This is a genomic window from Veillonellales bacterium, assembly GCA_039680175.1.
GTDB lineage: Bacteria > Bacillota > Negativicutes > JAAYSF01 > JAAYSF01 > JBDKTO01.
Window position 1 is genome coordinate 26,401 of record JBDKTO010000074.1, and the last position, 20,233, is coordinate 46,633.

24 protein-coding genes are annotated in these 20,233 nt (G+C 46.5%); all 24 read left to right on the forward strand.

The genetic code is table 11. The features are described from left to right. Positions 1-49: 49 nt before the first annotated feature. The 24 genes from ABFC84_12150 (at position 50) to ABFC84_12265 (ending at position 20,222) form a co-directional block, all read left to right on the forward strand. Positions 50-994 (forward strand): nitronate monooxygenase, encoded by a 945-nt coding sequence (locus ABFC84_12150; GenBank protein MEN6413485.1) that lies wholly within the window; start codon positions 50-52, stop codon positions 992-994. A gap of 76 nt (positions 995-1,070) precedes the next feature. Beyond that, positions 1,071-2,312, forward strand: a complete 1,242-nt coding sequence (fabF, locus tag ABFC84_12155) for a beta-ketoacyl-ACP synthase II (GenBank protein ID MEN6413486.1) — start codon at positions 1,071-1,073, stop codon at positions 2,310-2,312. Positions 2,313-2,319: 7 nt separating this feature from the next. Then, positions 2,320-3,048 (forward strand): ribonuclease III, encoded by a 729-nt coding sequence (gene rnc, locus ABFC84_12160; GenBank protein MEN6413487.1) that lies wholly within the window; start codon positions 2,320-2,322, stop codon positions 3,046-3,048. Positions 3,049-3,096: 48 nt separating this feature from the next. Further along, positions 3,097-4,149, forward strand: a complete 1,053-nt coding sequence (locus ABFC84_12165) for a radical SAM protein (GenBank protein ID MEN6413488.1) — start codon at positions 3,097-3,099, stop codon at positions 4,147-4,149. Positions 4,150-4,252: 103 nt separating this feature from the next. After that, on the forward strand, positions 4,253-4,513 hold the full coding sequence (locus tag ABFC84_12170) for a stage V sporulation protein S (protein MEN6413489.1): 261 nt from the start codon (positions 4,253-4,255) through the stop codon (positions 4,511-4,513). Between the two features lie 89 nt (positions 4,514-4,602). Then, positions 4,603-8,187, forward strand: a complete 3,585-nt coding sequence (gene smc / locus ABFC84_12175) for a chromosome segregation protein SMC (protein ID MEN6413490.1) — start codon at positions 4,603-4,605, stop codon at positions 8,185-8,187. A 30-nt stretch (positions 8,188-8,217) separates the two neighbouring features. Beyond that, on the forward strand, positions 8,218-9,135 hold the full coding sequence (gene ftsY, locus ABFC84_12180; GenBank protein MEN6413491.1) for a signal recognition particle-docking protein FtsY: 918 nt from the start codon (positions 8,218-8,220) through the stop codon (positions 9,133-9,135). Between the two features lie 81 nt (positions 9,136-9,216). After that, positions 9,217-9,576: a YlxM family DNA-binding protein gene (gene ylxM / locus ABFC84_12185; protein MEN6413492.1), complete on the forward strand. Its 360-nt coding sequence runs from the start codon at positions 9,217-9,219 to the stop codon at positions 9,574-9,576. Between the two features lies 1 nt (position 9,577). Next, positions 9,578-10,924, forward strand: coding sequence for a signal recognition particle protein (gene ffh / locus ABFC84_12190; GenBank protein ID MEN6413493.1), 1,347 nt, complete (start codon positions 9,578-9,580; stop codon positions 10,922-10,924). Positions 10,925-10,991: 67 nt separating this feature from the next. Further along, the gene (gene rpsP, locus ABFC84_12195; protein ID MEN6413494.1) at positions 10,992-11,273 is read left to right on the forward strand and encodes a 30S ribosomal protein S16; all 282 of its coding nucleotides are present in this window, start codon (positions 10,992-10,994) and stop codon (positions 11,271-11,273) included. A 5-nt stretch (positions 11,274-11,278) separates the two neighbouring features. Continuing rightward, positions 11,279-11,506 (forward strand): KH domain-containing protein, encoded by a 228-nt coding sequence (locus ABFC84_12200; GenBank protein MEN6413495.1) that lies wholly within the window; start codon positions 11,279-11,281, stop codon positions 11,504-11,506. 15 nt (positions 11,507-11,521) lie between these two features. Beyond that, positions 11,522-11,929: a YlqD family protein gene (locus tag ABFC84_12205; GenBank protein ID MEN6413496.1), complete on the forward strand. Its 408-nt coding sequence runs from the start codon at positions 11,522-11,524 to the stop codon at positions 11,927-11,929. An 8-nt stretch (positions 11,930-11,937) separates the two neighbouring features. Continuing rightward, complete coding sequence (gene rimM / locus ABFC84_12210; protein MEN6413497.1) at positions 11,938-12,438, forward strand: ribosome maturation factor RimM; 501 nt, start codon at positions 11,938-11,940, stop codon at positions 12,436-12,438. 3 nt (positions 12,439-12,441) lie between these two features. Continuing rightward, on the forward strand, positions 12,442-13,188 hold the full coding sequence (gene trmD, locus ABFC84_12215) for a tRNA (guanosine(37)-N1)-methyltransferase TrmD (protein MEN6413498.1): 747 nt from the start codon (positions 12,442-12,444) through the stop codon (positions 13,186-13,188). Between the two features lies 1 nt (position 13,189). Further along, positions 13,190-13,777, forward strand: a complete 588-nt coding sequence (locus ABFC84_12220; GenBank protein MEN6413499.1) for an RNA methyltransferase — start codon at positions 13,190-13,192, stop codon at positions 13,775-13,777. 109 nt (positions 13,778-13,886) lie between these two features. After that, entirely contained in the window at positions 13,887-14,228 is a 342-nt protein-coding gene (gene rplS / locus ABFC84_12225; GenBank protein ID MEN6413500.1) for a 50S ribosomal protein L19, read from the forward strand. Between the two features lie 61 nt (positions 14,229-14,289). Beyond that, a complete protein-coding gene (lepB, locus tag ABFC84_12230; GenBank protein MEN6413501.1) occupies positions 14,290-14,817 on the forward strand; it encodes a signal peptidase I in 528 nt (175 codons plus the stop codon). A 53-nt stretch (positions 14,818-14,870) separates the two neighbouring features. Then, positions 14,871-15,749: a ribosome biogenesis GTPase YlqF gene (gene ylqF, locus ABFC84_12235; GenBank protein MEN6413502.1), complete on the forward strand. Its 879-nt coding sequence runs from the start codon at positions 14,871-14,873 to the stop codon at positions 15,747-15,749. Positions 15,750-15,896: 147 nt separating this feature from the next. Next, positions 15,897-16,679, forward strand: coding sequence for a ribonuclease HII (locus tag ABFC84_12240; GenBank protein ID MEN6413503.1), 783 nt, complete (start codon positions 15,897-15,899; stop codon positions 16,677-16,679). Then, on the forward strand, positions 16,676-17,848 hold the full coding sequence (locus ABFC84_12245; protein ID MEN6413504.1) for a hypothetical protein: 1,173 nt from the start codon (positions 16,676-16,678) through the stop codon (positions 17,846-17,848). The genes ABFC84_12240 and ABFC84_12245 overlap by 4 nt, the downstream gene beginning before the upstream one ends. Continuing rightward, positions 17,845-18,132 carry an EscU/YscU/HrcU family type III secretion system export apparatus switch protein gene (locus ABFC84_12250; GenBank protein MEN6413505.1) on the forward strand — a complete coding sequence of 96 codons (288 nt, stop codon included), beginning with the start codon at positions 17,845-17,847 and terminating at the stop codon, positions 18,130-18,132. The genes ABFC84_12245 and ABFC84_12250 overlap by 4 nt, the downstream gene beginning before the upstream one ends. A 9-nt stretch (positions 18,133-18,141) precedes the next feature. Beyond that, positions 18,142-19,206 carry an HD-GYP domain-containing protein gene (locus ABFC84_12255; GenBank protein ID MEN6413506.1) on the forward strand — a complete coding sequence of 355 codons (1,065 nt, stop codon included), beginning with the start codon at positions 18,142-18,144 and terminating at the stop codon, positions 19,204-19,206. Positions 19,207-19,277: 71 nt separating this feature from the next. Then, positions 19,278-19,640: a YraN family protein gene (locus tag ABFC84_12260; protein ID MEN6413507.1), complete on the forward strand. Its 363-nt coding sequence runs from the start codon at positions 19,278-19,280 to the stop codon at positions 19,638-19,640. Between the two features lie 15 nt (positions 19,641-19,655). Then, the gene (locus ABFC84_12265; protein MEN6413508.1) at positions 19,656-20,222 is read left to right on the forward strand and encodes a UbiX family flavin prenyltransferase; all 567 of its coding nucleotides are present in this window, start codon (positions 19,656-19,658) and stop codon (positions 20,220-20,222) included. Positions 20,223-20,233: the final 11 nt, after the last annotated feature.

The window sequence follows — 20,233 nt, forward strand, 5'->3', positions numbered from 1 at the left end:
TCGCGGGGCTTTCTTAAAGGTGATGTCTACTGAATGGAGGAGTTATTGCTTGAAACTTCCAGAACTGAGAATAGGCCATCTTGTGGCCAAAGTACCTATTGTACAAGGAGGCATGGCCATTCGTTTATCTACTGCCCGTTTGGCGGCGGCGGTTGCCGAGCAAGGCGGGATTGGCTTAATCGCTGCTTCCGGCATGAGCTTTGATGAATTGCGGTATGAAATTCGTCTGGCACGTTCACTTACTACAGGAATTATTGGTATCAACGCTATGGTAGCCGCGCGAGAATTCGCCGGTCTCCTGAGAACAGCGATTGAAGAGGGTATAGATCTCATTGTAGCGGGCGCCGGGTTCTCCCGGGATATGTTTGGGATGGGAAAAGCGTCCGGTACGCCAATTGTCCCGATTGTTTCGTCAGTTAAGCTTGCTAAAATTTCACAGACACTGGGTGCTTCAGCCGTTGTTGTGGAAGGAAAAGAAGCCGGCGGTCATTTAGGCACCGATCAATCTATGCGCGTATTAATCCCCGATATTAGAAAGGCTGTTGCAATTCCGATTATCGCCGCCGGCGGGGTTATGGCGGGAAGGGATATTGTTGAAACGTTGAAATTAGGCGCCGATGGCGTTCAAATGGGCACAAGGTTTGCCGCCAGTGAAGAATCAAATGCTGCTCCAGCCTTAAAGGAATTTTATTTGAAAGCCAAGCCGGAGGATGTAGTATTGATTAAAAGTCCGGTAGGACTTCCCGGGAGGGCGATTAAAAATCCGTTTGTTGCGAAAATTCTTGAAGATGCTGCGCCAATTCCCACCGATTGTGATGCCTGTCTCAAACATTGTGCCCGAAACTTCTGTATTATTAAAGCATTGATTCGGGCGCAGCAGGGAGACTTGGAAACAGGATTGGTATTTACTGGCGAGTACATTCATAAAATAGATGAAATATTATCGGTTCGAGAAATATTTGCACGTATCATAGCCGAGGTTGAACAACTTTAGTGCCTGACAAGCATTTTATAAGGAGTTGCTGTTTCGACTCTGCAATTGGTATACAATTTAGTGTGAGGTGAAAGGTTTGAAAAAACGCGTTGTAATTACAGGTTTGGGCGCTATCACTCCTGTGGGAATCGGCAGGAATGAATTCTGGCAATCGCTTATTGCCGGGAAATCGGGCATAGGTCGTACTACCCGGTTTGATCCCAGCGATTATTCGACCCAAATCGCCGGTGAAGTCAAAGACTTTGAACCGGCAAACTATATAGATAAAAAAGAAGCGAAGCGGATGGATCGCTTTACGCAATTTGCCGTTGCCGCTACGAAGATGGCTTTTGAAGACGCAAACATCGACTTAGAAAAGGAAGATCGTAAACGGATCGGCACGGTAATCGGAACCGGCATTGGCGGGATCGAAACCTTAAATGACCAGTTTAAGGTGCTGTTTGACAAGGGACCTGGCCGGATTAGTCCTTTCTTTGTACCGATGATGATTGCCAATATGGCAGCAGGCCAGACTTCCATTACGTTTGGCCTGCAGGGCCCCAGCAGCTGTGTCATTACGGCTTGTGCCACAGGAACCAATTCGATTGGCGATGCTTTTAAAATCATTCAGCGGGGTGATGCGGATGTAATGGTAGCCGGCGGAACGGAAGCTTCTATTTCTCCGGCGGCTGTAGCTGGTTTTTGTTCGATGAAGGCCTTGTCTACCCGCAACGAAGAGCCGGAAAAAGCCTCGCGTCCTTTTGATAAAGACCGTAACGGCTTTGTTATGGGCGAAGGTGCCGGTATAGTTGTGTTAGAATCTTTGGAACATGCTTTAGCCAGAGATGCTCATATTTATGCGGAAATGGCAGGCTATGGATTTAATGCGGACGCATTTCACATTACTGCGCCGGCACCTGAAGGAGCCCAGGCGGCGCAATGTATGGCGCTGGCAATTCGTGATGCCGGGATGGAAGTTACCGACATAGATTATATTAACGCCCACGGTACGTCTACCCCGCTCAACGATAAAAATGAAACCCTGGCGATTAAGTCTCTGTTTGGTGATCATGCTTACAAATTGGCAGTCAGCTCGATCAAATCCATGACGGGACATCTTTTAGGTGCAGCCGGCGGTATTGAATGTATTGCCAGTGTGCTTACTATAGCAGAAGGAATCATACCGCCAACTATTAATTATCAGACTCCGGATGTAGATCTGGATTTAGATTATGTGCCGAATCAGGCACGCCGACAGGCAGTCAATGTGGCTATATCCAATTCTTTTGGCTTTGGTGGGCATAATGCAACGATAGTAGTAAAAAAATATCCATCTTAGCTTCAATATGAAGAATAGTCAGCGGAATCGCCAGCGTGTTCAGGCATTGGATGCATTATGCAAAACCTTGGATATTACCTTTACAGATTCTAAAATTCTGCATCAGGCGCTTACTCATACTTCGTATGCAAATGAATCAAAGAATTCCGGAGTTGTGCATAACGAACGTTTAGAGTTTTTAGGGGATGCAGTATTGGATTTAATTATTAGTGACTACCTGTTTCGTCGCTTTCCTGATCTTCCCGAAGGAGAACTAACCAAATCCAGAGCTATTATCGTCTGCGAACATACTTTGTCTTGCCGGGCGGCAGCCCTTGGGCTGGGTGAATATTTGTTGTTAGGCAAGGGTGAGATGGCTTCCGGCGGTCGTGAGCGGATTTCTATTCTGGCAGATTCTTTTGAAGCGATCATTGGCGCTATTTATGTGGATCAAGGTCTTCAACATGCCAGTCAGTTTGTCTTAAAACAACTTCATGATGATATTTTGTTAGCAGAGCGCGGTGAATCGGTTCAGGATTATAAAACTTTGCTGCAGGAAGTGGTACAGAAGAACAGTGACAGCAGAATTGTTTATGAAATCACCCGTGAAAGCGGTCCTGATCATGACAAAACTTTTGAAGTTGCAGTCATTATAAACTCCAGCCGCCTTGGCTGCGGCATTGGCAGAAGCAAGAAGGAAGCTGAGCAGCAGGCGGCTAAACAAGCTTTGATTCAGTTAAAAGTACGTGAAAGATAAAAATGGGCGGCCAATCAGGCTGCCCATTCGGTATATGGGGGATCGTATGTGAAACATTTTATTATTCCTATCTTTATTCCTCATTACGGCTGCAGCCATCAGTGCGTATTTTGCAATCAACAAAAAATTACCGGGGCAGCTACTCCGGTTACAGCCGGTGAAGTTACAGGCATTATTGAAAAATATTTGGCCAGACTGACTGAAAAGCGCCATGTAGAAGTAGCTTATTATGGAGGAAGCTTTACCGCATTACCCCTGGATATACAGCGTAATTTGCTGCTACCGGCCTTCAAGCTGCTGCAAGCCGGCACGATTCACGCCATTCGCCTTTCCACCCGTCCCGACTGTATTTCTGTAGAAATTGTGAATCACTTGCTGGCGTTGGGCGTTTCCGTTATCGAAATAGGGGCTCAATCGCTGGATGATCAAGTGCTGCAGGCTGTTTGCCGGGGCCATACTTATAACGATATCGTAAATGCGGTAGCCATTTTGCAATCATTTGACATTCAATATGGCCTTCAGTTCATGGTAGGGCTGCCAAAGGAGGACAAGACCGTTTTGGCGATTACCACCCAAAAAGCGATTGAGCTTAAACCGCATTTTGTGCGAATCTATCCGACCGTAGTAATTGCCGATACTCCTTTAGCCCAACTCTATCAGCAGCGGAAATATCAGCCATTGTCGCTGCAAACGGCAGTTGTCCGCTCAGCCTTTATGAAATTTTCTTTTGAACGTGCGGGCATACCGGTTATTCGCACCGGACTTCAGGCGACTCAAGCGCTGGCCGATCCCCAGGTTGTTCTTGGCGGACCGTTTCATCCCGCTTTCGGTGAACTGGTAGATGCTTATCTTTTTAATCAAATGCTTGCCGGATTTCTGGAACAGTTTCCGGTGATTTATGGCAGTGTGGTTGTTCATCATCATTCTAAGGACACCTCCAAATTACGCGGCCTTGCTAATGGAAATGTACGGCAATGGAGAGAAAGGTATCCGCGAATGGTTTTGCGTCTGACTGCTGACAGTGACAGCAGCGGGCAATTAGCGATTGAGTATCAAAATACTACTTATCTTATCGACCCTAATATGCTTACTCAGTGCTAAATGGTGCAGGATTTAAGGATAAATATCCGAATACAGGAATTTTTAGGAAATGTGTAGAATACTTTTATTAGTAGGACCCCGCATACTAAAAGGAGGTTACGTAATGGAAGTTCTTAAAGTATCTGCACAATCGAACCCCAAATCTGTAGCAGGTGCCCTCGCCGCCGTGCTTAGGGAACACGGCTCTGCCGAATTACAGGCAGTTGGTGCCGGAGCCGTAAATCAGTCGATTAAAGCAATTGCTATTGCCCGGGGATTTATCGCCCCTAACGGAATTGATCTAATTACCATACCTGCCTTTGCCGAAATATCGATTGACGGGGAAGAGCGTACCGCTATACGCTTTATCGTAGAGCCTCGCTAAATTGATAAAAAACCTGTTTTGCTGCCGCAAACAGGTTTTTTTCGCAATTCTTGTGTAAATAGCGGCCACGTGGTAAAATTTATGAATAGATGCTGAAAATGTGTGGTGATGGATACTTGCTGTTGCGAAAGCTGGAAGCTTACGGATTCAAATCGTTCGCGGACAAAACAGAAGTAGAATTTGGTCGTGGGGTAACCGCTATTGTAGGTCCTAACGGCAGTGGCAAAAGCAATATTTCAGATGCCATTCGCTGGGCATTAGGCGAGCAAAGCATCCGGAATTTGCGGGGCGCTAAAATGGAAGACGTAATCTTTGCCGGCAGCTCCGGGCGCCGGCCGATGGGAGTTGCGGAAGTAACTCTGACTTTTGATAATAGCGACGGGTCTCTGCCTTTGGATTTTAATGAAGTGACTATCACCCGTCGAGTATTCCGTTCCGGTGACAGTGAATATTTTATTAATAAAGCCCATTGTCGGTTAAAAGATATTCATGATTTATTGTCCAATACGGGATTAGGCCGGGATTCCATGACGATCATCGGTCAAAATAAAATTGATGAAATATTAAATAGTAAGGCAGAAGACCGCCGTCTCTTATTTGAGGATGCTGCCGGCATAACAAAATATAAGCAGCGCAAGAAAGAGGCCTTGCGCAAACTTGAGGATACCCGCCAAAATCTCGTCAGGGTTGGCGACATTACCACTGAAATTGAAACTCAGCTTGTTCCTTTATCCCAAAGTGCGGCGCGAACTCAAAAATATAATAAACTTCATAATGAACTGATTACCTGCCAAGTGACGGTGTTACTAGAAAAATTAAGTAAAGCGGAAAAAATGCTGGAAAGTGCTTCGTTGCAAAAGCAGACACTTGCTGATTCTGCAATCACGACGAGTACCCGATTAACCTTAAAGGAAACGGATAAAGAACGTTTATCGACCGAATTAGAGCAAACGGATGAAGCGATTGCACAAGTAGCGACTGCAATTAGTCAGACTGCGGCGGAATTAGAACGAATGGATGGACAGATCGGTATTTCGAATGAACGTGTTAACCAAAGTAAGCAGATACAAAAACGGCTAACCGAGGATGAGTTCCGCAATCAAAAACAACAGCAAGAGCTGCAAAGGCAGAGCAGCTGCCTGAAAGACAAAATAACGCAAAAACAGCTGCAGGAACAGCAGCTGACAGAGAATTTAACTGTAAAAACAACACAACGGGAACAAATTATCCAGAGTATGAATAAGCATGAACAGCAAATGGAAGCCGGCAAAGAACAGGCCTTGGGCTATTTACAAGCGCTGATGAACGAACGGAACGCGATTGCTACCGCGGAACGCGATTTAATCAGGATTCAACAGCGTCATGTCAATTACGCACATGAGCGTAACGAACACAATACACAGCTTACTGCAGCCCGGCAGCTGGAAACAAAGATTTGTCAAGACCAGCAGGCGGCGGCGATATTGCAGCAGCAGCTTAAGGCTCAGCAGGAACAACTTGCCAGCCGGAAAGCAGACTTGCAGTGTTCGTTACAACAATCAGCCGGGCAGGAAACCAGCTTGCAGAGCCAATTGAATGAATTCATTTCCCGCCGGCGGATCCTGGTCGGCATGCAGGAAGAATATGAAGGATTCGGCCGGGGAATTAAAAGTGTGTTGAACAGCAACGAAGACTGGCGTGTCGGGATTTGTGGCGCAGTCGGTCAAATTTTAACTGTTCCGGATCCTTATGTCACCGCAATTGAAATTGCCCTTGGCGGTGCTGTACAGCATATCGTTACAGAAAATGATGAAATTGCGAAACAGGCGATAACTTTTTTAAAAAACCATAAATTGGGACGAGCCACCTTTCTGCCCCTTACTACTGTTCACCCCCAATTGCCGCAGGAAATGGAAATCAGCGCTTCCCATGCAGTCGGGGCGATTGGCTTGGCGGCCGATCTTGTTACGTATGACAGACGTTACCAAAAAATCGCTGCCTATCTCCTGGGACGCATTATCATTGTGGATCACATTGATATTGCCTTGCGCATTGCCAAACAAAGCTCTTTTCGCTTGAAAGTAGTAACGCTGGAAGGCGAATTGCTGAATCCCGGCGGATCAATGACCGGGGGCAGTATCCGTCGGCGGGAAACCAGCTTTCTCAGCCGCAGCAATGAAATTGAAAAATGTAAAGAAAAAATTAATGATACAAAAACAAAGTTAGCTGCTGCGGAGCGGAACAGAAAAAGCGATCAAAGAACATTATCTGAACTTGAGGCACAACTGCAGTCTGTCACTGACGAATATCAGAAAGGCGAGCTGCGTCAGGCTGAATTGGAAATTCGCCGGGAAAAAGTCCATGATGACAGTACCCGGATTAGTTTGGCGATTTCCGCCATAACGGCTGAAATTGAAGACTGTCGGCAAGAACACCAGCAACTGGATTTGAATCTGGTGCAAAGTAAAGCCCGGGTAAAAAAACTGGAAAGCGACGATGTAAAACAGCAGCAGTCAGTGCAGCAATGGCAGACAACGCTGAAGGAAATGCAGTTATCCCGTGAGCAGCTAAATGCCGGGATTACGGACGACAAAGTCATGCTTTCAGCCTTGCAGCAAGAATTATCTTCGTTAATCAATACCTTAAACCAGTATCGCGAGGATAACGCTGTGATTCAGGCTCAACTCCAGAGTCTGATGGAAGAAAAATCAGCTCTGGAGAAGCAGATAGCCGAATTGGGACAGGAAATGTCAATTATTACGGCCAAACGGACGGAACTTGCCAACCAAAAAATACAACGGGAGCAGGAATATCAGCAGCTGTATGCAAAAAAAGCAGCCACTCTTGGCGCCATGCAGCGGTCGGAACAAGAATTGAAGGAGCTGCGCCGCGCCGCTAGCGATCTGCAAAACAGATTGCATGAAGTAGAGCTGCTTGATACAAAATATAATTATGCGGTTACACATTGCATCAGTGAATTAAGCGAGCAATATTCACTGACAGTGGCAGAGGCTCATTCTTTACGCCGTTCTGAGACAAATATTCAATTGACAGCTATGATCCGGGATTTAGAAGGGGAAATAACCGAACTGGGACCGGTTAATCCGGCTGCGATTGAAGAGTATCAGCGCTTGCGGGAACGTTACCAATTTTTGCAAAAGCAATGTCAGGATCTTGTAGCTGCCCAAGATTATTTGTCATCCCTGCTTCACGACATTGATTCAACCATGGCGAAACAATTTTCTGCGGCCTTACGCAAGATTAATGAGTACTTTGGCGACATATTTGTGAAATTATTTGGCGGCGGCAAAGCGCATTTGGTATTAACAGACCCCAAGAACATGCTGGAAACAGGAATTGAAATCTTTGTTCAGCCCCCCGGGAAAAAGCAGCAAAATCTGGTTTCCCTATCGGGCGGCGAACGTGCCTTAACGGTAATTGCGCTGTTATTTGCCTTTTTAACGTACCGTCCGGCCCCCTTTAGCGTAGTTGACGAAATTGATGCTCCTTTGGATGAGGCTAATTTACAGCGATTCAGTAATTTTTTGCGAGAGTACTCGCAGCATACTCAGTTTATTGTAGTAACCCATCGTAAGGGAACCATGGAGGCAGCGGATGTTATGCATGGCGTTACTATTGAAGAAGCAGGCGTTTCTCGGCTTGTATCCGTCAAATTTACCGAAAAAGCCGGGTAATTCGCTATCGAACAACGGAGGTTTTTTATAATGGGTTTCTTTGATAAATTAAAATCGGGTTTAGAAAAAACCAGGAAAGGTTTTACGGAAAAAATCGAGCAGCTGGTTATTGGCTATGCCCAAATTGATGATGAATTTCTTGATGATTTAGAAGCAGTACTGCTCTGTGCTGACGTGGGGGTGCAAACTACCGCTAAATTGATGGCTGCTGTGAGAGCGGGCATAAAGGCCAAAGAGATTCAATCGCCGGAGCAGTTAAAACCTTTCTTAGAAGAAAAGATCAGCGCTATCTTAGCCCAAGCTTCACCTGCTACCCAATTGGCGGTAAATCCGCCCACCGTGATAGTGGTAGTCGGGGTAAACGGGGTAGGAAAAACCACCACGATTGGCAAGCTGGGGAATTTTTATCATCAGCAAGGCTGCAAGGTCATGCTGGCCGCCGGCGACACATTTCGGGCGGCCGCTATTGACCAATTGGAAATCTGGGGCAAACGGATCAAAGCCGACGTAATCAAGCAGACGGAAGGCTCGGATCCGGCGGCGGTCGCTTTTGATGCCGTACAATCGGCAAAAGCCAAAAAAGCCGATATTTTGCTTATCGATACGGCAGGACGCCTTCATACGAAAGCCAATTTAATGGAAGAACTGAAAAAAATCAACCGGGTTATTGCCCGCGAGCTGCCGGGAGCGCCGCACGAAACCTTGCTGGTGCTTGACGCTACTACCGGTCAAAATGCGGTGAATCAGGCTAAAATTTTTGCTGAAACAGCCGACGTGTCCGGTGTGGTACTGACCAAATTGGACGGTACGGCTAAAGGCGGCGTGGTCGTAGCCATTAACGCTGAACTGCATATACCGGTAAAATGGATTGGCGTTGGTGAAGGTGTTAACGATTTGCGGCCATTTGTGCCCGGGGATTTTGCCAAGGCATTATTCGGTGACAAGTAAAAATACTTGACAGCAGCTGCGGTATTCTTTATAATTAATTTTTGTAAAGTGTTTCCTTGTTAGTAAATAGGTGATGTTACCGTGTTGGATAAAATTTTACGTATGGGCCTGTTGTTTGATTTTTACAGTGCTTTACTTACGGATAAGCAGCAGCAGTGTATCAAAATGCATTATTTGAATGACTATTCCCTTGCGGAAATCGCCGATGACTTCCATGTTTCCCGTCAGGCCGTTTATGATATACTGCGGCGGGCGGAACAAACATTGGAAGAATATGAGCAGAAGCTGCGGCTGGTGGAACGTTACCAGCGGGAGCAGCTGATCATCCGAAAAATTTACGATTTGTTAGCCGGTGTACCGGAAGACAGCCGGCAGCATTCGGCAATCAATCAGGCGTTAGAACAATTAGTCAAATTGCTGGATTCCCCCAGGGAGGTGTAACATGGTATTTGAAGGATTAGCCGACAAACTGCAGCAAACTTTTAAAAAATTGCGCGGGCGCGGTAAATTATCCGAAGCAGATGTTAATGAGGCCATGCGGGAAGTGCGAATGGCACTTTTGGAAGCCGATGTCAACTTCAAAGTAGTGAAAGACTTTATTGCCAAAATAAAAGCGCGGGCTGTGGGACAAGATGTTATGCAGAGCCTGACCCCGGCCCAGCATGTGATAAAAATTGTTAATGATGAACTGACAGAATTGATGGGCGGCGCACAAAGCCGGATTACGATTGCCTCACGTCCGCCGACGATTGTGATGCTGGTTGGCTTGCAGGGAGCCGGTAAGACAACTACTGCCGGTAAGCTGGCACATTTATTGAAAAAGCAAAGCAAACAGCCCCTGCTGGTGGCAGCCGATATTTACCGGCCGGCTGCAATTAAACAGCTGCAGGTATTGGGCGAACAGGTAGATTGTCCGGTATTTTCCCTGCCGGATAGCCGCAATGCTGTCGATATCGCTCAAAAGGCAATTGAATATGCCTTGTCCCATGCCCGGGATATGGTAATTATTGATACTGCCGGCCGACTGCATATCAATGAAGAGCTGATGCAGGAATTAAAGTCGATTAAGCAGGCTGTTCAGCCCCACGAGATACTGCTGGTTGTCGATGCCATGACAGGTCAGGATGCCGTCACTGTTGCCGAAAGTTTTAATAATGATTTAGGCGTGGACGGCGTAATTCTGACAAAACTGGACGGCGATGCCCGGGGCGGCGCAGCTTTGTCGGTTAAAGCAGTAACCGGCCGGCCAATTAAATTTGCCGGTATGGGTGAGAAATTAGATGCATTAGAACCGTTTCATCCGGATCGCATGGCTTCGCGAATCCTGGGAATGGGCGACGTGCTTAGCTTGATTGAGAAGGCTGAGTCAGCCATTGATCTTGAGCAAGCCAAGGCGATGGAAAAGAAGTTTCGTAAAGAAAGCTTTACCCTGGAAGATTTCTTAGATCAAATGCAGCAAGTGCGTAAATTAGGACCCCTTGATCAAATACTGGGCATGCTGCCGGGAATGGGTAATCTGAAAAAGCTGCAGGATGTCAAGATTGATGAAAAAGAACTCAGCCAGATTGAAGCCATTATTCGTTCCATGACCATCAAAGAACGCCGGGATCCGGCTATTATTAACGGCAGCCGGCGCAAGCGCATTGCCTTGGGCAGCGGTACCCGCGTTCAAGCCGTTAATAAGCTGCTGAAACAGTTTGCGGAGGCTAAAAAGATGATGAAGCGGCTTCAGGGAATGCAAAAAGGGAAAAAGGGGCTGGGAGGATTTAACTTGCCATTCATGCGCTGATGCATTATCAGCGGGCAGCTTGGATAATAGTATTTTCACTGGATATTCTATGAAGGAGGTGATTTTTGTGGCAGTTAAAATTCGTTTAAACCGTATGGGAGCTAAGAAGAACCCTTTTTATCGCGTAGTTGTGGCTGATTCCCGTTTCCCTCGCGATGGCCGATTTATTGAAATTCTGGGACACTACGATTCCACGCAAGACCCGGCAATCATCAAAATCGATGAAGATAAAGTAATTGATTGGCTGAAAAAAGGCGCTCAGCCCACGGATACTGTAAAGGCATTGTTAAGCCAGATCGGTATTATGAAAAAATGGGATGAACTGAAGCGTACGAAGAAAGAGGCGTAATAACAATGAAAGAGCTTATTGAAATTATCGCCAAAGCATTAGTTAAAAATCCGGAGCAAGTCAATGTTACGGAAGCGCTGGATTCCCATGCTGACGTATATGAATTGCGGGTAGCCCCGGATGATATGGGAAAGATTATCGGCAAACAAGGCCGTATTGCCAAAGCATTGCGAACGGTAGTAAAAGCTGCCGCCACTCGTGAAAACAAGAAGGTTATGATCGAAATTATCTAAAAAGGCGGTTAGGACATGGATAAGATATCGTTAAAATGTCCGGTGACCATTAAAGCAAAAGTTACCGAAGACCTGAAAAAACAATTAGCTGTTGAGATTCAGGATGCCATAAAGAAAGTGGATATTGAATTGCAGCAAATTGATTTTCACGCCAAAAGAATGATGACCGAACAAGCGAAGCAGGACGCTCAGGGCCTTATTGCCATTAGACAGCAAATTGATCTGGAAAAGCAAAAACGGCTGGAATTTAAAAATAATATGTTGGAAAAGCTAAAGGAAACAGCCCAATTGGAGCAGGGAGCGGAAATTGTTCAAGGTACGCTGGAGCGGATAGTGGAAGTCAGCATAGGCGATAATTTGCCTAAAATTATGAACACTGAGATTTTGCTGGAAGACGGTAAAATCATTGCCTTTCGCAGTTAGTCGATCTTATGGCCGAACAGTTAATTGCAGTGGGAAAAATTGTTGCCCCGCACGGTGTGCGGGGTGACGTTCGTGTTATTCCGCTTACCGACTTTCCGCAGCGATTTCAAAAATCAAAAAATATCTTATTAGAAGATAGAACCTGCTTGACCATTGAGCAAGTAAAATATCACAATCGGTTTGTTTTGTTAAAATTCCGCACCTTTAATACGATAAATGAGGTAGAAAGCCTAAAGGGCAAAATACTTTATGTAGAGGAAAAAGATGTTGTTCCCCTGCCGGTAGGACAGTATTATCATTTCCAAATTGTTGGGTTACAGGTTTATACTGATCAGGGCAAATATATCGGGACTATCACCGATATCCTGGAAACCGGCAGCAATGATGTTTACGTAGTTGAGCAAGAAGGAAGCAAACCTGTATTAATACCGGCTTTAAAAAAAGTGGTGCAGAAAGTCGATGTGGCCAATGGACAGATGATGGTAAAACTCCAGGAAGAATGGGAATAGATTATGCGGATTGATATTGTTTCATTATTTCCCGAAATGTTCGAGGGCCCCTTGGGGCACAGCATCCTTAAGCGAGCCCAGGATGCTGATTTATTGCAGATTCATGTTACTAATCCCAGAAAATTCACCGATGATAAGCATCACATAACGGATGACTGTCCTTTTGGCGGCGGTGCGGGAATGGTCATGAAACCGGAGCCGATTTATCGGGCGGTACAAGACATTGTTGCCGCTGCTAATATTGCCAACCGGCGGATTATTTTGCTGTGCCCCGGCGGCTATCCCTTAGATCAGCGGAAAACACAGCAATTATCCCAGTATGAGCAGCTTATCTTTGTGTGCGGCCATTATGAAGGAATTGACGACCGGATTCGGCAGCATGTCGCTGATGAAGCTGTTTCTATTGGCGACTATGTTTTGACAGGCGGCGAATTACCGGCTATGGTGGTAATTGATGCAGTGGCACGGTTAGTGCCGGGGGTGCTTGGCTCCAGTGAGTCCGCCCCAGCGGATTCTTTTTACAACGGACTATTAGAATATCCCCAGTATACCCGGCCCCAGGAATTTAATGGCTGGTCGGTGCCGGAAATTTTATTGTCCGGTAATCATGCAAAAATTGAACGCTGGCGAAGGAAGCAATCCATTCTTAACACCCTGGAACGGCGGCCGGACTTATTGAAGCAGTTTCAACTGAGTCAGGAAGATGTTAAACTGTTGTCGGAAATTCTTGCGGAGCGAGAGGAAGGCTAATATGAGAGCGCCGATTTATCTTGGCCTGGTGCATTATCCTATTTATAATAGAAATGGTCAGGTGATTACCACCGCCATTACTAATTTTGATATCCATGACATTGCCCGTACCTCGCGGACTTATAATATAAAAAAATATTTCATCATTCATCCCTTAGAAAGCCAGGCGGCGCTTGCCAAAGATATTATCCATTATTGGCAGGACGGTTTTGGCAGCCGCTATAATCCGGATCGGCGGGAAGCGTTCAGCATAGTGGATATTATCCCCGATATTGAGAAGGCTGTCGCGCGGATAGAAGATGCGGAAGGGGTAAAGCCAATTCTGGTTGCTACGGATGCCCGGACATTTTCCCATGCTGTTTCTTACAGGGAGCTGCGAACCAAGCTGGAAACGGGCAGCAGTCCCGTCTTACTGTTATTTGGCACAGGGTGGGGCATGGAGAAACAGATTATGGCCCGGTTTGATTATATTTTGGATCCAATTTATGGCCCGGGAGATTATAATCATTTACCGGTGCGAGCGGCAGCGGCTATTATTTTAGACAGACTTTTAGGCGAACCCTGGTGGCAGGGTCCAAAAATTTCTTGAGTTTCCGCTGCGTATATGATACAATTTTAAACGTGTAAACGGATGGTCCTCTGCTTTTATGCTGTTGTGCTAAGGGTACGAACGTCTAGTATTAAGGAGGAATTTAGTAATGAATATGATTCAGGCACTTGAACAGGAACAACTTCGAAAGGATATTCCTTCATTTAAACCAGGCGATACCGTCCGTGTCCATGTAAAAGTCGTCGAAGGCAATCGTGAACGGATTCAGGTATTCGAAGGCGTGGTCATTAATCGCAAAAGCGGCGGCGTACGTGAAACCTTCACCGTTCGGCGGATATCCTACGGCGTAGGGGTTGAACGTACTTTCCCAGTGCATTCACCGCGAGTTGATAAAATTGAAGTGATGCGCCGCGGCATTGTCCGTCGGGCGAAGCTGTACTATTTGCGCAATCTTACCGGTAAAGCGGCGCGTATTAAAGAAAGACGCTAGGATGGTAGTGATAGGGACTGTATCTTCAGTCCCTTTCTTCATTTTGCAAGGAGGAATGATGGTGAGCAATACAAATTTAGGGGAAGAGATTAAGGACTGGATTATTTCGATTCTGATTGCGGTGGTATTAGCGTTTTTTATTCGTTATTTTATTGTGGAATTATATATGGTAGAAGGTCCCTCCATGCGTCCTACCCTGCAAAATAGTGAGCGGCTGGTAGTCAATAAATTTATTTACCGCTTTAAGGCGCCGGAGCGTGGCGATGTCCTGGTATTTCGTTATCCTCGGGATCCCAGTCGAGATTTTATTAAACGGGTTATCGCCGTGGCCGGTGATTCTATAGAAGTTAAGGACGGGCGAGTATTTGTAAACAGCCAGCTCATGAATGAGCCTTACATATTGGAAAAAACCCGGGGTTCCTATTCTTTGACGACAGTACCGGAAGGCCGTATTTTTGTCATGGGAGATAATCGCAATAACTCCGAAGACAGCCGGTTCCGTGATGTGGGGTTTGTCCCGCTGGAGTTAGTAAAAGGGAAAGCAGTCATGGTTTTTTGGCCCTTGGATCACATAAAAGCGCTGCCTTAATATCAAACTACTAGCAAGACTTAGATTATGGCTTGACAGAGAGTGAGATCATCATGGAAGACATACAGATTAACTGGTTCCCCGGACATATGGCGAAAGCCCAGCGGATGATCCGGGAAAACTTGAAGTTAGTGGATGTTGTCATTGAACTGCTGGACGCTCGTATTCCCGTGAGCAGTGGGAATCCGGTAATGAATGAAATCATTGGCAATAAACCGCGGGTGGTAGCGTTGAATAAAGCGGATCTGGCGGAAGAATTCTGGACGAAGTGCTGGACTGCCCATTTTAGGAGCAAGGGTCTGCAAGTCGTTGCCCTGGATGCAGTCAGCGGCAAAGGAACAAAGCTTTTAGTCAACAAGGTGGAACAGGCAGCCGGGGCAAAGATAGCAGCGCTGGCAGCTAAGGGAATTAAAAACCGCGCTGTGCGAGCCATGATTTTAGGTATTCCCAACGTGGGCAAATCTTCGCTGATTAATCGCCTATTAGGCAGCGCTGCCTTGCGCACTGCCGATAAACCGGGGGTTACAAGGGGAAAACAGTGGATTAAAATTGGTAAGAATATGGAATTACTGGATACTCCCGGCGTATTATGGCCCAAACTCCAGGATATGGATGTTGCATTTAAGCTTGCCGTTACCGGAGCGATTAATGACGAAGTCTATGATTTGGAGAAAGTCATGTTTAAATTTCTCGCTCTGTTGCGTAATGACTATCCGGAACGGCTCATCGACCGCTTTAAGCTAAACTCCCCCTTGCCGGAAGACCCCCTTGAGCTGCTGACGGTAATTGGTGCCAAACGCGGCTGTCTGAAAAGCGGCGGCAGAGTTGATGCCGATAAAGCCCGGCGAATCATTTTGAACGAATTTCGCGGCGGGAAATTAGGGCCGATTACCCTCGACTATCTGGATAGTCCGGATATGGCAAGAAAATGAGAGAGCTTCACTATCGTCCCTAATGACAAAGAGAATAAAAAATAGGAATAGCTGTCAGCTATTCCTATTTTTTATTTTCATAACAGGGATTTGCCGGGTGTATCCAGAATACTATGTTAATCGTATCATGGCTGTGAGGGGATATTGTTGGAAATAAACAAAATGACAGTGTCACAAATCGCCCGGCTGTTAGAGGAAAAATCAATTGAGAAAGCGGTTTTGGCGCAGCTGCAGTTGGATTCACGCATCTCTGTGACGCGGTTAGTACAGAAATGGATTCGGCAGCAGGCAGCGGAGAGTTTGGAAAAGCAGCGGGTGCATAATTTATATCAGCAGGAACGAAGCTTGACTCAGCAAGGCTATTCCCTTATCACCGGTGTTGATGAAGCCGGCAGGGGTCCTTTGGCTGGTCCTGTTGTGATTGCTGCCGTCATACTGCCGCTCAATCATTATCTGCCTTGCTTAAATGATTCTAAAAAGCTTTCCCCTAAACAACGGGAGAAACTTTATATCGCCATTAAGCAGGCTGCTGTGGCGGTAAATCATATTGTTGTTGATATTGATAAAATTGATTCGCTGAATATATATCAAGCTACTATCGGCGGCATGTATCAGGCAATTGCCGGGCTAAAGCCTTTTCCCCAGGTTGCCTTAATCGATGCGGTTCCCTTGCCGGAACTTGCTATTCCATCCGCATCATTAATTGGCGGCGACGCAATTAGCGCCTCGATTGCCGCAGCATCCATTATTGCCAAAGTGGAAAGAGATCATCTGATGGACAAAATGGACCAAAAGTATCCCCAATATGGTTTTGCCAAGCATAAAGGCTACGGAACAGCTGAGCATCTTCGTGCCCTGCGGGAATATGGGCCCTGTCCGATTCACCGGCGAAGTTTCGAACCGGTAAAATCGTGGGGGGATCTATTGTGAAAATCGGTAATATGCCAGTCGGAATGCCTGCCCAAAATGGGAATGTTCAGGCTGAACCGCAGCTGGAAGTCGAACAGACCGGGCAAAAGGTGACGGATTCCGCTAAATTGGTACTAAATAATCTAGTTAAAACTCTGATGTCCGAAGCGGCGGGACTATTGCAGCAGCGGGATACGATTCTTTTGTCGCTGCCGACGGAAATTCAACCGACAGTAGAAAATATTATCCAAAAGAACATGCCCGGGCTGGAAGATTTATCCCAAGGGGCCGCTTCGCTGGCTGCATTGCAAAAAAAGACGACAGATCAATTGCAGCAGTTACTGACGCTGCTGGCTGATTTTACCGGCATGACCGACCAGCTTAAACCGCAGCTGACGGATTCGTTGCAGCAAGCACTCCGTACCTATACTCCACTGAAGGAGATGAGTACAGAGCTGCTTACTGTCGATGATCTTATCTCAATGGCAAAACAGCTGCTGGCGAATCCGTCGTCTGACATTGGAATTGTCGTCGCGGAGCGCAGCCGCCAGCTGTGGCAGCAGTCGCCGCTGGCGGCCGCCGCTGCACTGCCGGAAGCCAGCCAAAAAGCGTTAAGCCAATTTATCGCTTTACTATCGCAGCATGTACCGGAACCATTAAAGACAGCTGCCGCACAATACAAATTGAAAGAGCTGCCTGATTTATGGGCGTTGCTGCAAGCGAAGGATGTTTTAAAATGGTGGGATATGACTCCGGATAAATTGAGCGCGTCGCTGCAATCCTTGCGAAAATTGGTCATGTTATTGCAAAAACCGGAGACCGTGCAGGGGGAAACGATTGCCAATACTACTATTTTAAGTATGAATACGCCGCTTTATCTGGGCGATGGCACACAGCCCTACCCGGCATATATTCATATTTTTCATGAATCGCCGTCCCCAAGCGGCTCTTCCGAAAGCAGACAGTATGAAACCTGGATTCATATTTGCCTGCAAACCGAATATGCCGGCACAGTGGATGTTGTTTTCCGCCTGTATCAGCAAGATCAATTGGATGTGCGGGTTTCATTTTCGGCTCCCCAGGCAGCTCGGCTGTTTAACGAGTGCCTGCCTGACATTAAAGCCGGTTTTCGCGATTTTGCTCTGCATCTGAGTCAGATTAGTGTAAAGACTGAGGCGGATGAACCATGAGCAATGAACAGGAAAAAACCAAGCGGGCGATTGCCCTGCGTTATAAACAAGCCCAGGACATGGCTCCCAAAGTTGTAGCTAAAGGCTCGGGGTTTATTGCCGAACAGATTCTAAAGGCTGCAAAAAAAAATGGTGTGCCGGTTTATCAAAATAAAACGCTAACTACATTGTTAATGGCAGTCGATTTAGACCGTGAAATCCCTCCCGAATTGTATCAAGCCGTTGCCGAAGTGTTAGCTTACATTTATCGTGTTGATCAAGGTATAGGCAGAGGGAAAAGGTAGGAGGTCTCCATGCGTCGCATATTGTTAGAAAATGTTTCCGCCGGCATGAAACTGGCTAAACCGCTGTATAACGCGGACGGTATGGTTCTTTTAAATGCCGGTATTGAGCTGAAAAACCGCTTTATTGGCCGTTTAAAAGACTTGGATGTAACTTACGTATATGTTGAGGATGCCTTAACCCAGGATATTGATGTTCCGGATGTAATAAGCGAAAAAACACGGCTGGAATCTATTGCCAGTATTAAGAACATTACCGAACAAGTAAAACTAGGCAAAGGAGTGGAAGCCGAAAAAGCCAAAAAAGTGGCCAATAACCTGGTCGATGAATTATGTTTGAATCATGATGTACTGTTGAATTTTATCGACATGCGCACCCGTAGCGATTATTTGTTTGGTCATGCGGTCAATGTTTGTGTATTATCGATTATGACCGGCATCGGGCTGGGATACGATGAATTACGGCTGCGGGATTTAGGTGTTGGCGCTCTGCTGCACGATGTGGGTAAGACACGGATTGCACCTGAAATTTTGGCTAAGACGGATCGCTTAACCCGGAGTGAGGTTGAAGAAATAAAAAAACACCCTTTGCTTGGCTTTGAAATTTTACGGAAAAATCCGGACATCAGTCTGGTTTCGGCTCATTGCGCCTTTCAGCATCACGAGCGGAATGATGGCAGCGGCTATCCCCGGGGTCTGAAAAACTCGGAGATCCATCAATTTGCCCAAATCGTTTCCATTGCGGATGTCTATGACGCTCTGACAGCGGACGTTACTTATCGCCGGGCGGTGCCCGTATATGAAGCTCTGGCTATTATCACCAAAGCGGGCGGTACTTATTTTGACTTGGATTTAGTGAATCAGTTCGCCGACAATATTGCAATCTATCCCATTGGGACGGTGGTACGGCTCAACGACAACCGGATTGGTGTGGTAGTTGATATTTCCCGCGATTACAAAAGTCAGCCGGTGGTTAGAGTTATTCAGGATAAAAATCGGAAGCCGGTTCGTACCTTGGTCGAATTGGATTTATCGAAAAAAACACGTTTATATATTGCCGATGTCGTAGAACGATAACTTGTGATACAACAGCGGGTAAACCGGCAGAATGCGGTTGTATCAGGTGAATATACTAAAGAGGTGTTGGCGTGAATCATATACAAGTAGGAGAACTGGGCGAGGCCGCCGCTGCCGACTATTTACAAGCAAAGGGATACCGTCTGCTTGACCGGCGATACCGCAGCCGGACCGGCGAAATCGACATCGTTGCTGTCAGTGAGGCCGGAGTCCTGGTTTTTGTGGAAGTAAAAACCAGGCGCAGTACTGCTTATGGTTTTCCGGCAGAAGCAGTAACATATCAAAAACAGCAAAAAATCATTAAAACGGCTTTGTGTTTTTTGCAGCAGCATAACCAAGGCAATGTTCCCTGCCGCTTTGATGTCATTGAAGTCCAGATCGATGCCGGCAACACACTAAAATATAATCATATCATAAATGCGTTTGGCCGGTAACCGGTCAGAAAAGTGGTGTATATTTTGCGAATTATAGTGGGAATTACCGGAGCCAGCGGAGCAATCTACGGGCTGCGTTTCATTGAAGTATTAAAAGAAGCCGGCTGTGAAATCCATGCCGTCATATCCGAGCATGGCAGGCAAGTATTAGAATATGAATGCGGCTCTGCGGCGAAAGCGGTTATTAACACAGTCGATTTTCTGCATGATGTAAACAATGTTTCGGCTTGCATTGCCAGCGGTTCGTTTAAAAGCGATGCCATGGTAGTTGTACCTTGTTCCATGCGGACGGTGGCCGGCATTGCAAATGGCATTGCCGACAATCTGCTGCTGCGGGCGGCTGACGTCACGCTTAAAGAAGGACGCACGCTGGTACTGGTGCCGCGGGAAACACCCTTCAGCGCAATTCATCTGGGGAATATGCTGAAATTAGCCCAGCTGGGAGTGAGAATATTGCCGGCATCTCCGGGATTTTATCACCGGCCCAAGGATTTACAGGCGTTGGTTGATATGATGGTGGGAAAAATTTGTGATTCGATCGGCATGGAGCACAATCTGTTTGAACGCTGGACCGGTCAGTAAATCCGGGAGGT

Bases quoted from the DNA above. Each gene is read 5' to 3' on its own strand.
- rplS (MEN6413500.1), top strand. From the start codon at position 13,887: ATGAATATGATTCAGGCACTTGAACAGGAACAACTTCGAAAGGATATT.
- ABFC84_12170 (MEN6413489.1), top strand. From the start codon at position 4,253: ATGGAAGTTCTTAAAGTATCTGCACAATCGAACCCCAAATCTGTAGCA.
- ylqF (MEN6413502.1), top strand. From the start codon at position 14,871: ATGGAAGACATACAGATTAACTGGTTCCCCGGACATATGGCGAAAGCC.
- ABFC84_12200 (MEN6413495.1), top strand. From the start codon at position 11,279: ATGAAAGAGCTTATTGAAATTATCGCCAAAGCATTAGTTAAAAATCCG.
- ftsY (MEN6413491.1), top strand. From the start codon at position 8,218: ATGGGTTTCTTTGATAAATTAAAATCGGGTTTAGAAAAAACCAGGAAA.
- ABFC84_12220 (MEN6413499.1), top strand. From the start codon at position 13,190: ATGAGAGCGCCGATTTATCTTGGCCTGGTGCATTATCCTATTTATAAT.
- ABFC84_12205 (MEN6413496.1), top strand. From the start codon at position 11,522: ATGGATAAGATATCGTTAAAATGTCCGGTGACCATTAAAGCAAAAGTT.
- ffh (MEN6413493.1), top strand. From the start codon at position 9,578: ATGGTATTTGAAGGATTAGCCGACAAACTGCAGCAAACTTTTAAAAAA.
- ABFC84_12255 (MEN6413506.1), top strand. From the start codon at position 18,142: ATGCGTCGCATATTGTTAGAAAATGTTTCCGCCGGCATGAAACTGGCT.
- ABFC84_12250 (MEN6413505.1), top strand. From the start codon at position 17,845: ATGAGCAATGAACAGGAAAAAACCAAGCGGGCGATTGCCCTGCGTTAT.
- smc (MEN6413490.1), top strand. From the start codon at position 4,603: ATGCTGAAAATGTGTGGTGATGGATACTTGCTGTTGCGAAAGCTGGAA.
- rnc (MEN6413487.1), top strand. From the start codon at position 2,320: ATGAAGAATAGTCAGCGGAATCGCCAGCGTGTTCAGGCATTGGATGCA.
- rimM (MEN6413497.1), top strand. From the start codon at position 11,938: ATGGCCGAACAGTTAATTGCAGTGGGAAAAATTGTTGCCCCGCACGGT.
- trmD (MEN6413498.1), top strand. From the start codon at position 12,442: ATGCGGATTGATATTGTTTCATTATTTCCCGAAATGTTCGAGGGCCCC.